Origin of the sequence: Rhodanobacter sp. ANJX3, assembly GCF_014200755.1 — a bacterium.
Taxonomy (GTDB): Bacteria; Pseudomonadota; Gammaproteobacteria; order Xanthomonadales; family Rhodanobacteraceae; genus Rhodanobacter.
Genome location: NZ_JACHCM010000004.1, coordinates 447540 through 463269, shown reverse-complemented (window position 1 = coordinate 463269; position 15730 = coordinate 447540). Strand labels below are relative to the sequence as shown.

Here is a 15730-nt window from a genome sequence, read left to right as displayed (position 1 = left end):
AGGGTCAGCCTTTCAACGGAATCACCCGCGGGATACGGTACGCGTGCCCTGGATGTTTATCAGACGCGCACCGCTGTGGTGCGCGTCTGCGTGCTCAAGAGGCGCGCTCCATCATGCACCACCGAGCGAGGCGTCGACGATTTTCTGCGCTTCTTCCAGGATCGCTTTCAGATGATCCTGACTCTTGAAGCTCTCGGCGTAGATCTTGTAGATCGCCTCGGTGCCGGACGGCCGCGCGGCGAACCAGCCGCTAGGCGCGATGGCCTTGATGCCGCCGATCGCGGCGCCGTTGCCAGGGGCCTTGTCGAGCACTTGGGTGATCTTCTCGCCGGCCAGCTGATCGCTGTGCAGCTGATCCGGCGACAGCTTGGCCAGCTTGGCCTTCTGCGCCGGTGTGGCGGCGGCCTCGACGCGGTCGGCGAACGGTTCGCCGAGATCCTTGGTCATCTGCGCGTAGATTTCGCCCGGGTCCTTGCCGTGACGTGCGGTGATCTCGGCCGACAGCAGCGCCGGCACCAGGCCGTCCTTGTCGGTGGTCCACACCGAACCGTCGCGGCGCAGCAGCGAGGCGCCGGCGCTTTCTTCGCCGCCGAAACCGAGCGAGCCGTCGAACAGGCCTTCGGAAAACCACTTGAAGCCGACCGGCACTTCATACAGCTTGCGGCCCAGGCGCTTGGCCACGCGATCGATCATCGCGGTGCTGACCACGGTCTTGCCGATGGCTGCCTTGTCGCTCCAGTGCGGGCGGTTCTGGAACAGGTAATCGATCAGCACCGACAGGTAATGATTCGGCTCCATCAGCCCGTTGCTGCGCGTCACGATGCCGTGGCGATCGTGGTCGGTATCGCAGGCGAACGCGACGTCGTACTTGTCCTTCAGCACGATCAGCCGCTGCATCGCGTATTTCGACGACGGGTCCATGCGGATCTGGCCGTCCCAGTCCACCGTCATAAAGGCGAACTGCGGATCGACCGTATCGCTGACCACGGTGAGGTCGAGCTTGTAGCGTTCGGCGATCGGTGCCCAGAAATGCACGCCCGCGCCGCCCAGCGGATCGACGCCCATGTGCACGCCGGCGCTGCGGATGATGTCGAAGTCGATCATATTGCCGAGGTCGGCCACATACGCGTCGAGGTAATCGTGCGTGTGCGTGGTCGAGGCCTTGCTCGCCTGCGCGAACGGCATGCGCTTGACCTCTTTCAGGCCGCCTTCGATCAGCTTGTTGGCGCGGTCCTGCACCCAGTTGGTGATGTCGGTATCGGCCGGGCCGCCGTTGGGCGGGTTGTACTTGAAGCCGCCGTTGTCCGGCGGGTTGTGCGACGGCGTAATTACGATGCCGTCGGCTAATCCCGTCTTGCGGCCCTTGTTGTAGGTGAGTATGGCGTGCGAAATCGTCGGCGTGGGCGTGAACTCGCCCTTGGCCGAGATCATGGTTTCGACGCCGTTCGCCGCCAGCACTTCCAGCGCGCTCTCGAACGCGGGCTGCGACAGCGCATGCGTATCGAAGCCGATAAACAGCGGACCGTCGATGCCTTTGCTCTTGCGGTATTCGCAGATCGCCTGACTGATCGCCAGGATGTGCCATTCGTTGAAGCTGCGCGTAAACGAACTGCCGCGATGGCCGGAGGTACCGAACGCCACGCGCTGCGACGCCTCGGCCGGATCGGGCTTCAGATCGGCATACGCGGCGAGGAGCTTGGCGATGTCGATCAGGATCGACTGCGGTGCCGGCTTGCCGGCGAGCGGGCTGATCTTCTGGCTCATTTCGGTGCCGCCGGTGGTGTGCGTGCGTCTTTCAGGCGGCCATCGCGCAGCTGGCGATAGCGGTGGATCAACGCGTTGGTCGAGCTGTCGTGCTTGAGCTCGGGTTCGTCCTTCGCGGTCAGTTCGGCGATGGTGGTTTTGGCCAGCTGCTTGCCCAGCTCCACGCCCCACTGGTCGAACGAATCGATATTCCAGATCGTGCCCTGCACGAACACGCTGTGCTCGTACAGTGCGATCAGCGTGCCGAGGATGTGCGGCGTGAGGCGCGATGCGAGAATCGTGTTGCTCGGCCGATTGCCCTCGAACGTGCGGTGCGGCACCAGCGCCTCGGCCGTACCTTCGGACAGCACTTCGTCGGCGGTCTTGCCGAAGGCCAGCGCCTCGCCCTGGGCGATCAGGTTGGCCATCAGCAGGTCGTGCTGATCGCCCGCCGGATGGTCGCTGCCGTCGTGCACCGGCAGCGGGTTCAGCGTTTGGCCGAAGCCGATGAAATCGCAGGGCACGATGCGCGTGCCCTGGTGGATCAGCTGATAGAACGAGTGCTGGCCGTTGGTGCCGGGCTCGCCCCAGTAGATCGGGCCAGTAGCGTAATCGACCGTGCTGCCGTCGAGCGTCACGTGCTTGCCGTTGCTCTCCATCGTCAGCTGCTGCAGGTAGGCCGGGAAGCGCTTCAGATACTGCTCGTACGGCAGCACCGCCACGGTGGCGGCATCGAGGAAGTTGTTGTTCCAGATCGCCAGCAGGCCCATCAGCGCGGGCAGGTTCTTTTCCAGCGGCGCATGCCGGAAGTGCTCGTCCATCGCGTGAAAGCCGGCCAGCATTTCGCGGAAATGATCCGGGCCGATGGCGATCATGGTCGACAGACCGATCGCCGAATCCATCGAGTAGCGTCCGCCGACCCAGTCCCAGAAGCCAAACATGTTGGCGGTGTCGATGCCGAACTTGGTCACTTCTTCGGCGTTGGTGGACACGGCGACGAAATGCTTGGCGACGGCCGTGCCCTCGTCGGCGCCGCTGACGCCGAGCGCTTTCAGCGCCCAGGCGCGGGCGGCGTGCGCATTGGTCAGCGTTTCCAGCGTGGTGAAGGTTTTCGAGCAGACGATGAACAGCGTTTCGGCCGCGTCCAGATCGCGCGTGGCTTCGGCGAAATCGGTGCCGTCGACGTTGGAGACGAAGCGGAAGCTGATGTCGCGCTGGCTGTAATCGCGCAGCGCCTCGTAGGCCATCACCGGGCCGAGATCCGAACCGCCGATGCCGATACTGATGACGTTGCGAATGCGCTTGCCGCTGTGGCCCAGCCACGCGCCGCTGCGTACCTTTTCGGCGAAGGTGGTCATGCGGTCGAGCACCGCGTGCACGTCGGGCACGACGTCCTTGCCGTCGACCAGGATCTTCTCGCCGACCGGTGAGCGCAGTGCTACGTGCTCGGCCGCGCGTTTCTCGGTGATGTTGATCTTGTCGCCGCGGAACATCGCCTCGATGCGCTTGGGCAGGTCGCACGCTTCGGCCAGCTCGCGCAGCAGGCGCAGGGTGTCGGCGTTGACGCGCTGCTTGGAGTAGTCGAGGTACAGGCCGACCGCTTCGGCGGTCAGCGTGGTGCCGCGATTGGCATCGGCAGCGAACAGCTCGCGCAGATGCTTCTCGCCGATCTGCGCAAAGTGCTTCTTCAGCGCCTGCCACTGCGGCCGGGAAACCAGGGGTGAGCTCATTTCTGGGCCGATCCTTTCGAGTCGTCCTCGAGCTTGCCGGTCTTGTCGACGATGCGCTTGAGCAGTTCTCCCCACGACTTGACGAACGACGCCGCGCCTTCGGTCTGCAACTGGGCCGCCAGCGCATCGATATCGACGCCGGCCTTGGTGATCTTCGCCAGCGTTTCTTCCGCCTCCTTGCCGTCGGTCGGCATCACGCCGTGCAGCTGGCCGTGTTCGGCAAAGGCCAGCAGGGTTTTTTCCGGCATCGTGTCGATGGTGTCCGGTGCGGCCAGCGCGCTGACGTACAACGTGTCGGAGGCAGCCGGATCCTTGGTGCCGGTGCTGGCCAGCAGCAGGCGCTGCGGTTTGGCGCCGGCGGCGGCGAGCTTCTTCCAGCGCGGCGATTCCAGCAGTTCGCGATAGGCGCAGTAGGTCTGCTGGCACACGGCGATGCCGAGCTTGTTGTGCAGTTCGTCGGGCAGCTGCTTGTTGCTGGCGACATCCCAGCGGCTGACGAATACCGACGCCACCGAGCCGACGTCCAGATGCTGACCGGCCGCATGACGACGCTCCAGGCCGCGGAGATACGCCTCGGCCGAGGCCAGGTAGTGCTCGCGCGAAAACAGCAGGGTCACGTTGATCGGAATGCCGAGGAAGATCGCTTCCTCGATCGCCGGAATACCCTCAGGCGTGCCGGGAATCTTCACGAACAGGTTCTCGCGCTGCGCCAGCGAGTGAATTTCCTTGGCTGCCGCGATGGTGCCTTCGGTATCCGCCGACAGCAGTGGCGACACTTCCATCGAGACCCAGCCGTCCACCTTGTGGGTGGACTTGAAGATCGGCGCGAACAGGTCGGCGGCGCGGCGCAGGTCTTCCAGCGCCAGCTCGTTGAACAGCTTTTCGCCGGACAGCCCGGCCTTGGCCTTTTCGCGGATGCCGGCATCGTAGGCATCGCCGCCGCCGATGGCCGCGTCGAAGATGCTGGGGTTGGAGGTGAGGCCGGTGACCGAATTCTCGGCGATATAGCGCGCCAGCGTGCCGTCGTCGAGCAGGGTACGGGTGATGTTGTCGAGCCAGAGGCTCTGGCCGAGATCATGCAGTTGCTGGGTCGCTTTCATGGTGGCTCCTGACTACGTATGGAAGATGGCGGTGTTGCGGATAGGTCGTGTTTTTGAAGATGGGGACGAAATAGCGGGGCGCTAGTGACTAATGCACGGCGCTATGACGGGCGGATGACGTGAGCGCAAAGTCCGCCAGCGTGTACCCGAGCAGATCGCCGATGCGATCGATCTTGATGTCCGGTGCGTTGCGCAGCTCGGCCGAGGCGTTGGCCGCGTATTGGCCCTGGCGCACGAACACCGTGGTGAGTCGATTGCCGAGCACGTTCTTCATGTCGGCGAGGATGTTCGGCTTGTCGTCGATCATCACGTAGTGTTTGGCCGGATAGCGCCGCTGCATCAGGTCGAGCTCGTGCTGCTTGTGCTCGTAGATCAGCACGTTGCCGCCGAAGGCGTCGAACACGCCAGAGTGCGCTACCTTACGCGGCTGGAACACCATGTCGCCGTCGGACAGTGCCGAGGCCGGCGCCAGCGTGCGCAGGTGCGCCACGACTTCCAGCGCGTGCGGATAGAGCAGATCGGCAAACGGAAAGTCGAGCAGGAACGGTGACATCTGCAGCAGCGCCGGATCGTTCTGCAGGCCGACGCGAAATTCCTGCATGGTGCCGAGATAATCCGATATGCCGTTCTCGGCCCAACGCTTTTTGTGCAGCGACCAGTAGCGCTCGCGCTCGGTCACGTTGAACGATGTTTCCAGGTGCGCGGACAGCTCGATTGCGAAACGGTCGTTGTCGAACAAGGTGTTGTCGACATCGACCAGGATGAACACCTCCGCCGGCGCGTCGCTGCTGGCAACCGCACTCAGCATGGAAAAGATTCCTCGGGCGTCGGGTCGTGCCAGCCTTCCTCGCCTTGGAATATTTTCGCGGCCTCGGTCGGGCCCCAGCTGCCGGGCTTGTACAGCACGACCGGCTTCTCGTGCGTCAGCACCTTATCGACCACGGCCCACGCCGCTTCCACGCTTTCATCGCTGGTGAACTGCGAATTGTCGCCGCGGATGGCATCGCCGAGCAGGCGCTCGTACGGCAATTTTTCCCGCTGCGGGTGGTGCCGTGCCACCAGCTCGACCGGCTCGCCACGCATCTTTTCGCCGGGCTTCTTGACCCGCGCGCCTTCGGCGATGATCACCTCGGGATTGAAGCGGAAGCGGAAGTAATTGGACTCTTTCTGGCCGATTTCGTCGAACAGCGACAGCGGCGGCGTCTTCATGTCGACGATCACCTCGGTGGCGGTGATCGGCAGGTTTTTGCCGGCGCGGATATAGAACGGCACGCCGTTCCAGCGCCAGTTGTCGATATGCAGACGCAGCGCCACGAAGGTTTCCACATTCGAGTCGGGCTTGACGCCTTCGACGTCGCGATAGCCCTTGTACTGGCCGCGCACTACGTCTTTAGGATCGACCGGTTTCATCGCGCGGAAGATGCGCAGCTTTTCGGCGCGCAGCGAGTCGGCGTCGCTGCCCACCGGCGCATCCATCGCCAGCATGGCGATCACCTGCAGCAAGTGGTTCTGCACCACGTCGCGGATCGCGCCGATGTCGTCGTAGAACGCGCCGCGGCCCTGTACGCCGAAGTCCTCGGCCATGGTGATCTGCACGCTTTCGACGTAGTTGCGGTTCCACACCGGCTCGAACAAGGTGTTGGCGAAGCGGAAATAGAGCAGGTTCTGAACCGGCTCCTTGCCCAGATAATGGTCAATGCGAAAGATCGACTGCTCGGGAAACACCTCGTGCAGCGTGGCGTTGAGCGCCTTGGCCGAGGCCAGGTCACGGCCGAACGGTTTCTCCACCACCACCCGGGCGTTTTCGGCGCAGCCCACCTTCTGAAGGCCCTGCGCCACGACGGCGAACAGGCTCGGTGGAATCGCCAGATAGTGCAGCGGCCGCTTGGCCTTGCCCAGCGCCTTCTTGATCGCGTCGAAGGTGGCCGGATCGTTGTAGTCGCCGTCGACGTAGTGCAGCAGCGCCGAGAGTTTGTCGAAACCCTCCTTGTCGAATTTGGCGCCCTTGTCCTTGGCTGCCTTGGTCAGGCTATCGCGAGCGCGAGCGCGCAGATCCTTGATGGTCCAATCGGAGTGGGCGACGCCGATGATGGGCAGGTCCAGCCCGTCATTGAGAATCATCGCTTGCAGTGCGGGGAAGATTTTCTTGTAAGCCAGGTCGCCAGTGGCGCCGAAAAAGACCAGGGCATCCGAACGAGGTGTCGGCATAGCGGTAACTCTCTCCATGTGGCTTGGATTGTACGGCGGCCATCGCGGCGACACCGGGGGAAACATTTTGCCGCGTCGGGGGCTTCGATGCCGGCGGCGCTTCGAATCGGCAGTGTAGCTTGCGCGCCGATGAGTGAAGTCTTCGCTAAGATCGCCCGCTTGGCGGTGACGACAGGAGCCGGATCGTAGCTTCCTGTCGTCACCGCCAAGCGGTTTCAAGGCATGTTCAGTGCGAGCGCGGATGCTGCAGTTGCACCCGATGCTCCTGGCCGTCGTTGATCAGCAGCACGCGGCCGTCTGCCATCGGCTCGCCGTCCAGCCGCAGCGTGCGCGGCGTATCCGCAGCAACTTGCGTCACCTCGATCTGATACCAGGTCTGGCGATAGCGATAGCGCATCGAAAAACCTTCCCAGTCGGCGGGCAGCACCGGCGCAAAGGTCAGATGGCCGGCGTCCATGTGCAGGCCGAGCAGCGATTCGACCACCAGTCGATACATCCAGCCGGCCGAGCCGGTGTACCAGCTCCAGCCGCCGCGGCCGACGTGCGGCTGTACCGCGTAGACGTCTGCACTGACCACATAGGGTTCGACCTTGTAGACGTCGATTTCGGCCGCGTCGCGCGTGTGGCTGAGTGGGTTGATCATGCGCAGCAGTTCCCACGCGCGGGCGCTGTCGCCGAGCTCGGCGAACGCCATCGTCGCCCAGATCGCCGCATGCGTGTACTGGCCGCCGTTCTCGCGTACGCCCGGCACGTAACCCTTGATGTAGCCCGGATCGAGCGGCGATTTGTCGAACGGTGGATCGAGCAGCTGCACCAGCCGAGCCTCGCGCTTGACCAGATGCTGATCGAGCGAATTCATCGCCTGCTGCTGGCGCGCCGGATCGGCGACGCCGGAGATTACCGACCAGCTCTGCGCGATCGAGTCGATGCGGCACTCATCGTTCGGCGCCGAGCCCAGCGGGGTGCCGTCGTCGTAGTAGGCGCGGCGATACCAGGCGCCGTCCCAGCCGTTCTGCTCCAGCGCGATCTTCAGCTTGGCCACTTCGCTTTCGCAGAGCAGGGCGAACGCTTCGTCGTCGTGCAGGCGCGCGACGTCGGCGAAGCGGTTCATCACTTCGCACGAGAACCAGCCAAGCCAGATGCTTTCGCCGCGGCCTGCTTCGCCGACCCGGTTCATGCCGTCGTTCCAGTCGCCGCAGCCGATCAGCGGCAGGCCGTGCACGCCGCGCACCAGACTATGTTCGATCGCCCGCACGCAGTGGCGGTAGAGCGTTTCGCGCAGGCTCGAGTGCTGCGGCAGGTCGTAATACGACTCTTCACCCGGATGCAGCGGCCGGCCCTCGATATAGCCGACGGTTTCGTCGAGCACCTGCCGATCGTCCGTGGCCAGCACGTAGCGCGCGGTGGCCAGCGGCAGCCACAGATAATCGTCGGAGCAGGCCGTGCGTACGCCGCGATCGAGCGGTGGATGCCACCAGTGCTGCACGTCGCCGTCGGGGAATTGGTGCGCGGCGCACAGCATGATCTGCCGCCGCGCGCTGTCCGGCGCGGCGTGAATCATCGCCATCGAATCCTGCAGCTGGTCGCGGAAACCGAACGCGCCGCCGGACTGGTAATAGCCGCTGCGCGCCCAGAACCGGCAGGCAATGGTCTGGTACAGCAGCCAGCCGTTGGCCAGCACATCGACGGCCGGATCAGGCGTTTTCACCTGCACCGCACCCAGCGTGCGCTGCCAGTGGCCGCGCACCTTGTTCAGGGCTTCGCCCGCGGCCGCAGCGCCGCGGAAGCGCTGTACCAGCGCACTCGCATCGGCGGTGTCGCGGCCCAGCCCCAGTCGGAACACCACGTCGCGTTTTTCGCTCTCGCCCAGCTCGATCGTCATCTGCAGTGCACCGCAGGGATCGAGGCCGGCGCCGAGGCGACCGGACAGATGCGTGCGGCCGAGCGCGGCCGGCGCGCGCGTGCTGCCGTTGCGGCCGAGGAACTCGCTGCGATCGCCGCCGATCGAGCGGCTCGGATCGTCGACGTCGAAGAACGCCACGCGGCCGGGGAACTCGGTGTTGTAGGCGTTGCGGGCGAACAGCGCACCACTGGCCGGATCCGATTCGGTGACCACGTGCATGGCGGTCTTTTCGCGCAAGTCGCCCAGCATCCACTCGACGTAGCCGGTGGCGCTGATCCGGCGCGCGCGGCCGGAATCGTTGCGCAATTTCAGCAGCGAGAACTTCACCGACGCATCCAGCGCCACATACACCCACAGCTCGGAATAAATGCCGTCTTCGGTGTGTTCGAACACGCTGTAGCCGAAGCCGTGACGGGTTACGTATTCGCCGGTACCGCGCGCGGGCAGCGGCGTCGGCGACCAGACCTGGCCGGTTTCCTCGTCGCGCAGATAGATCGCCTCGCCGCTGGTGTCGCCGACCGGGTCGTTGTGCCAGGGCGACAGGCGGAACTCGTGCGCGTTCTCGGCCCAGGTATAGGCGCCGCCGCTTTCGGAAATCACCGTGCCGAAATGCGGGTTGGCCAGCACGTTCGCCCATGGCGCCGGCGTGGCGTCGTTCGGGCCCAGCACGATGACGTACTCGCGCCCGTCGGCACTGAAGCCGCCGTACGGGTTGCTCAGCTGCAGGCCGCGTGCGACATGTCGGTCAACGTCCGCCACCGGCGGCGCCAGCAGCGCCGGCACGACGGCCGGCGCGCTGTGTCGCGGCTTGCTCGGCTCGAAGCGCGGCATGTGCGTTTCGACCCAGCGCCGGCTGACCTGTTCGGCCAGCGTGCCGCGGGTGTCGGCCAGGATGATGCGAGCGCTGGCCTGGACCAGGATGCGGTCTTCGCTGGACAGCTGCTGCGCCGGGCGCACGAAGATGCCGCCGGGACGATCGAGCAGGCTCGCTTCGCTGCCCGAGGCGATCAGGCCCATGATCTGGTCCTGCAGCTCCTGCCGGTAGCCGGCGCGATCCTCGTTCCAGATCACCAGATCCACCGCCAGACCCTTCAAACGCCAATACGCATGCGCCTGCACCAGCTGACGGACCAGTTCGATCCGCGCCGGGTCGGCGATCTGCAGCAACACGATGGGTAGATCGCCGGAAATCGACTGTCCCCACAGGCCCGACTGGCCGCGGTGGTTGGCCGCGATCATGCCCGGTTCGGCGCGCATATTGGAGCTGGGGTAGATGATCGAGGTGGCCATGTGCTCGTACAGCTGCGCATCGGCCAGCGACGCGTTGAGCTGGCGCAGCAGCACCTGGCTGTGCGTCCAGGCCAGGTCGAACACGCGGTCGGCCAGATGGCGGTCGCGGTATTTGCCGATCAGCTGCACGCAGGCGTCGCGGGTGTCGCCCATGCCGGTGACAAAATCCACCGTGACCGATTGCTCCGGCTCCAGCGTGATGCGGCAGCGAATCGATACGATCGGATCGAGCACCGAGCCCTCGCTGTTGGAGAGCCTTGGATGCGGGTCGCTCGGCGTGCCCATCGCCAGCGGCGCGGCGGCGCTGCGGCCGCGACCGATAAAGCGAGCACGGTCGGTCTCGTAGGAGATTTCGTCGATGTGCCCGTTGTGCACGGCCAGCAGGTGGCACATCCACGGCACGGCTTCGTCGTGCGCGCGCGGGCGGCGGGTGCAGACGATGGCCTGCAGCTCGGGCATCAGCTCGGTCTGCACGAACAGCTTGCTGAAAGCCGGGTGCATCGCGTCGGCGATCGGCGGCGCCAGCACCACTTCGGCGAAGCTGGTCAGCTCGATCGTGCGACGCGTACGGCTGCGGTTGGTGATGCGCGTGCGGCGCAGTTCGATGTCGTCTTCGGGCGACACCACGATTTCGGTATGCGCGTCGAACTCGCGCTCGCGCACGCGGAACTCGGCGCGGGCATCGGAGAAGATCGCTTCGAACAGTTCGGCCTTTTTCAGCGTCGGCTGGTGCGCGGTCGACCAGTACGCGCCGCTGGCCACATCGCGCAGGTAGCAGAACATGCCCCAGTTGTCGCTGGTGATGTCCTCGCGCCAGCGCGTCAGGGCCATATCGCGGCAGCGGCTGTAGCCGCCGCCGGCGCTGCTGACCATCACGTGATAGCGGCCGTTGGACAGCAGCTGCACGGCGGGGCGGGCGCGATCGGGCTCGGTGAAAACGCGCAGGCGCGCTTCGGCGGCGCGCGACTGGCCGTCCATTTCGGGGAAACCCGAGGCGTGCAGATATTCCGCGGCGGTCTTCGGTACGCGCTCCTGCAGCAGCAGGCTGGTGGCCTGGAACTGCGGATCGGATTCGAAGCGGCGCTGCATCGGCTTGTCCAGCAGCGCATAGTCCAGCGCCAGCAGGCTCATGCCCTGGTGGTGGACCATGTACGACTGCACCAGCGCCGAGGACTGGCCCAGCGGCAGGCGCGCGGGCGTGTAATCGATCGCTTCATAGAAACCCAGCCGCCCTTCCGCGCCTGCATCGACCAGGCGCTGCATGTTGCGGGTGGAGGCCGTGGGCGCCACCATCATCGCCATCACGGTGGCATACGGTGCGATCACCACGTCGTCGCCGAGCCCGCGTTTCAGGCCCAGGCCGGGCACGCCGAATGCGCGGTATTGATAGGTGAAGTGCGCATCGAGCGTGTTGTAGCCCGATTCGGAAACGCCCCACGGAATGTTGAGCTGGGTGCCGTATTCGATCTGGCGCGCCACCGCGGCACGGCAGGTCTGGTCGAGCAGGGTGCCTTCGTAGCTGGGCATCACCAGCATCGGCATCAGGTATTCGAACATCGAGCCGGTCCAGGACAGCAGCACCGGCTGGCCGCCGCTGGTGGTCAGCAATCGCCCCAGCGAGAACCAGTTGTCCTGCGGCAGCTGGCCCTGCGCGATGGCGACGAAGCTGGCCAGGCGCGCTTCGGAGGCCAGCAGATCGTAGAAGCCGGCGTCGAGGCGGCGCTCGTCGACGTTGTAGCCGATCGCCAGCAGATCGCGCGCGCTGTCGTACAGAAACCGGTAATCCATCAGCGCCAGTTCGCCGGTTTCCAGCGCCACCTGTTCGAGCGTGGCGATGCGTTCGCGCGCCCGTTCGCGCAGGGTTTCCGCATCGGCCTCGTCGGGCCAGATCAGCGGCTCGATGCGCGACAGCTGGCGCAAGGTCGGAATGCCCTTGAAGTTGGCGTCGTCATCGGGCGGCGGGTTGAGATGGAAGTGGCTGGTTTCATCGAGCAGGTCGCTGCACTGCTGCAACAGGGCGTCGAGCCAGAACTCGGCGTCGCTGTCGGGCTCGACCGGCAGCGAACGCGCCAGGGCATGCGCTTGATCCAGCAAGGTCTGCAGCAGTGCCACGGCCGCGCCGGTGGTCGCCGGCGGCGACACCAGCGCGGCCTCCAACGGACGCTGCAGCGGGCTCAGCGAAGTGGCGCTGGCGCCGGGCAGCGAGTTCTGCAGCACGGCCAGCGTATCGAGCAGCCCCTGCAGCGCGCGCGGCTGGAATACCGGTTCGTCAGCCAGCGCCAACAGGCCCGGGCGCAGGGTCAGCAGGTGCCCAGCGAGGTTGCCGCTGTCCACCGCCGAGATGTACAGCGGCGCCAGTGGCTGCAAGGTCAGCGTGTCGTACCAGTTGTAGAAATGCCCGCGATGGCGCGGCAGCAGGCGCATCGTCGCCAGCGTCTGTACGGTGCGGTCGAGCAGGCGGCCGGCGCTGAGAAAGCCGAAATCGTAGGCGGCCAGATTGGCCAGCAGGGCCAGTCCGATATTCGTCGGCGAGGTGCGGTGCGCGATTGCCGGGGCGGGCTGGATCTGCACATTGTCTGGCGGCAGCCAGTGATCGGCCGGGCCCACATGCGTGTCGAAAAACGCCCAGGTCTTGCGCGCCAGGGTGCGTAGAAACTGCATCTGCGCGGCGGTCGGCGAAAAAACCGGCGGCAGGTTCGGCTTGCTGATCCACCAGGCGATCGATGGCGAACACAGCCACAACAGGAGCAGCGGTGCGGCGACCAGCAGGGCCGAAGGTCGATGCCAGGCCAGTACGGCGGCCAGCACCACGGCCAGTGCCGGGCCGATCCACATAAGCCGCCACAGTGCGGCCGGCGCGTTGCTGCTGCGCTTCTCGACATCGCTGGAGGTTTGCCACTGCAGCAGCAGCCGACGACTGACCGTCATGCGCCACAGCGTGCGCAGGATCGCATCGACGCTGTACAGCACCTCATGCGGCAGCCACGCGAGGCCAAGCGCCATTCGCGCCAGGTGCTGGCCGGTGGAATGCATGGCCGCGCGCAGGTGCTGATCCATCTGCACTTCGGCCTGCTTCTGCACCAGATCGAGCATCGCCGACAGCACCGGCGGAATCAGCACCATCGCCAGTACGGCGAGCATCCAGGAAAACGCCGGCGACAGCAGCAACCAGCCGGTCAACAGCAGGGCCAGCAGCGATACCGGCACCAGGCTGCGGCGCAGGTTGTCGAGAATCTTCCAGCGCGACAGCGCGGTCAGCGCATTCTTGCGCCAGCCGTCGTGCGCGGTCGGCGCCCACGGCAGCAGCCACGGCAGCAGCTGCCAGTCGCCGCGGATCCAGCGATGCCGGCGCTTGACGTCGGCGCTGTAGCGCGCCGGGTATTCCTCGTACAGCTGCACGTCGCTGAGCAGGCCCGAGCGGGCGTGGCAGCCCTCGACCAGATCGTGGCTGAGGATGGCGTTGTCGGGGAAGCGGCCCTCGAGGCTGAGTTCGAATGCATCGATGGCGTAGATGCCCTTGCCGATGAACGAGCCTTCGTGGAACACGTCCTGATAGACGTCCGAGACCATCTGCGTATAGGGATCGATACCCGCGTCGCTGGCGTACAGCTGCGCATAGCGCGAGCGCGCCGTGCTGGGCAGGCTGATGCCCACGCGCGGTTGCAGCACGCCGTAACCGGACACCACGCGACGCAGTGCGGGGTCGTACACCGCGCGGTTGAGCGGATGGTCGATCGCGCCGACGAACTCGTATGCCGATTCGCGCGGCAGCTGCGTGTCGGTGTCCAGCGTGATGATGTATTGCACCGGCGGCAGCGTATCGATGTCGCCGACGATCAGCAGGTAGCGATCGCGCGCGCCGCCACGAAGCAGCGCATTCAGATCGCCCAGCTTGCCGCGCTTGCGTTCCTGCCCCATCCAGCTCTGCTCGGCGGCATTCCACTTTCGCGGCCGGTGGAACAGGAAAAACCGGTCCATTTCAGCGGTGGCGTATTTGTCGTTGAGCGCCTCGACGCGGCGTCGGGCCAGCCGCAGCAGCGCGTCGTCGCCGGGCAGCGTTTCGCTGGCTGCGTCGGGAAAGTCGGTAAGCAGGGCGAAATGCAGCTGCGGATCGCGGTTGCCGAGGAAGCGAACCTCCAGCGCTTCGACCAGTTCCTCGATGTCCTGCGCGCTGCCGAACAGGCTGGGCACCACGACCATGGTTCGCGCGCTTTCGGGGATGCCGGCCGAGTAGTCCATGCGCGGCAGCTGCCGCGGCGCCACGGTCAGCGTGGCGATCCAGTTGAGCAGGCTCATCGCCAGCTGGCTGGCCAGGATGACCGACGGAATGGCGATGGCGATCAGGCCCCACGTCGGCAGGTCGTTGTGCGAGGCGGATACCACCAGCGCGCGCGCCAGCGCGAAAGTCAGCAGCGCCAGCAGCCCTAGATAGATCGGCAGCGGCGCGCGGTCGAGCACCCGGCGCAGCGTCTCGGCCACGGTCAGCTTCACGCCGAGCCGCTGTTCCAGCGTGTTTCGCCCCTTGTCGATCAGATAGAAGCCGACGTGTCGCGCGACCGCGCTGGCGTCCGCGCCGGCACCCTCTCGACTGAGCGTCAGCGCGGCCTCGGCCACGTCCGGTTCGTTCAACTTGTGCCTGCGCGAGATCGACTCGATCACGTGGCGATAGTCGTCGCGCGTGGTGAAATCCATCGAGCTATAGATTCCGGCCGGGTCCTGACGCAGGAACTGGTCGACGATGCTGGTGTGTTCGACGAAGTCGCGCCAGTCGATCGCCGACAACGCACGCAGGCTGCCGATGCTGTTGCCGATCGACACCTGATCCGCGGCCTGCTGCTGCGCCTCGAGCTGTACCAGATGCTCGATGGTCTGGCCCGATTCCGACAGGCGCTGCTCGATCCAACTCAGCGGCAGCGCCAGCGCGGGGCTCTGACCTTGCAGGCGGCGTGCCATTTCGGCGACGAATGGGCCGGTCATCGGCGGCTTGGAGCGCGCCATGTCGGCGACCACCAGCACCACGCTTTTCGGATCGCTCTCGGCGGTGGCGGTGAGGTTGTCGGCCCAGCGTGCGGCCTTGCCGCGGTACTGCCAGTCGGCGATCACGCGCGCGGCGACGCGGCGCAGGTTTTCGATCAGCGCCAGCCGCAGCATGATCGGAATGGCCCACAGTTCGCCGAGCTTGAGCGGCGTCACCGTCTGATAGGCGTTGACGAAACGCGACAGGCTGGCCGTATCGACGCGGCCGTCGCCGTGCGAAATAATTTCCAGCGCGATGTCGTACACGCGCGGCAGTTCGGCCGAGGGGCCGCTCTCCAGTCGCGGCAGCTCCTTGCTGTAGCCCTTGGGCAAATGCCGCCGGGCGATGCGGATCTGCTCTTCTATCAAATAAAAATTGTCGAGCAGCCATTCGCCGGCCGGCGTGATGCGCCGGCGGTGGCGAGTGGCCGCCGTGAGACGTTCGCAGGTATGTGCGAGCACCGCTTCGTTGTCATCCAGGCGGGCCAGCAGCAGGTTGCTGGTTTCGTCCGGGCTCAGGCGATGTTGGCCGGCGAGTACCTGGCCGTGCCGTTCCATCTGGTCAGCGCTGAACAGCTCCGAGCGTAGCGCCGGCTCCTGCTCGGGCTTGGTGCGGGCGGCTGCGCGTTGACGACGGAAAGCGCGCAGTCGGCGCAGTTTGAGCAGATCGAGTGTGCGGACGATGTCCAATTCCAGCTTTCCTTCCGGGGGTTCAGGGTGACACAGCCGGCGTTGTGCCT

6 protein-coding genes are annotated in these 15730 nt (G+C 65.6%); all 6 read right to left on the bottom strand.

Going from position 1 to position 15730, the window contains the following annotated elements; all coding sequences use genetic code 11:
* Nucleotides 1–111 precede the first annotated feature (111 nt).
* Nucleotides 112–1764 carry a phosphoglucomutase (alpha-D-glucose-1,6-bisphosphate-dependent) gene (gene pgm, locus HDE76_RS13755; protein WP_179482039.1) on the bottom strand — a complete coding sequence of 551 codons (1653 nt, stop codon included), beginning with the start codon at nt 1762–1764 and terminating at the stop codon, nt 112–114.
* Nucleotides 1761–3473, bottom strand: a complete 1713-nt coding sequence (gene pgi, locus HDE76_RS13750) for a glucose-6-phosphate isomerase (RefSeq protein ID WP_184508359.1) — start codon at nt 3471–3473, stop codon at nt 1761–1763. Before pgi ends, pgm begins: the two co-directional genes overlap by 4 nt.
* Nucleotides 3470–4573 carry a transaldolase gene (gene tal / locus HDE76_RS13745; RefSeq protein ID WP_184508358.1) on the bottom strand — a complete coding sequence of 368 codons (1104 nt, stop codon included), beginning with the start codon at nt 4571–4573 and terminating at the stop codon, nt 3470–3472. The genes pgi and tal overlap by 4 nt, the downstream gene beginning before the upstream one ends.
* Nucleotides 4574–4661: 88 nt before the next feature.
* A complete protein-coding gene (locus HDE76_RS13740; RefSeq protein WP_184508355.1) occupies nt 4662–5381 on the bottom strand; it encodes an HAD family hydrolase in 720 nt (239 codons plus the stop codon).
* The gene (zwf, locus tag HDE76_RS13735; protein ID WP_179482031.1) at nt 5375–6781 is read right to left on the bottom strand and encodes a glucose-6-phosphate dehydrogenase; all 1407 of its coding nucleotides are present in this window, start codon (nt 6779–6781) and stop codon (nt 5375–5377) included. Before zwf ends, HDE76_RS13740 begins: the two co-directional genes overlap by 7 nt.
* Nucleotides 6782–7007: 226 nt before the next feature.
* Nucleotides 7008–15680, bottom strand: coding sequence for a glucoamylase family protein (locus HDE76_RS13730; RefSeq protein ID WP_184508351.1), 8673 nt, complete (start codon nt 15678–15680; stop codon nt 7008–7010).
* Between the last annotated feature and the right edge of the window lie 50 nt (nt 15681–15730).

Bases quoted from the DNA above. Each gene is read 5' to 3' on its own strand.
- pgm (WP_179482039.1), bottom strand. From the start codon at position 1,764: ATGAGCCAGAAGATCAGCCCGCTCGCCGGCAAGCCGGCACCGCAGTCG.
- pgi (WP_184508359.1), bottom strand. From the start codon at position 3,473: ATGAGCTCACCCCTGGTTTCCCGGCCGCAGTGGCAGGCGCTGAAGAAG.
- tal (WP_184508358.1), bottom strand. From the start codon at position 4,573: ATGAAAGCGACCCAGCAACTGCATGATCTCGGCCAGAGCCTCTGGCTC.
- HDE76_RS13740 (WP_184508355.1), bottom strand. From the start codon at position 5,381: ATGCTGAGTGCGGTTGCCAGCAGCGACGCGCCGGCGGAGGTGTTCATC.
- zwf (WP_179482031.1), bottom strand. From the start codon at position 6,781: ATGCCGACACCTCGTTCGGATGCCCTGGTCTTTTTCGGCGCCACTGGC.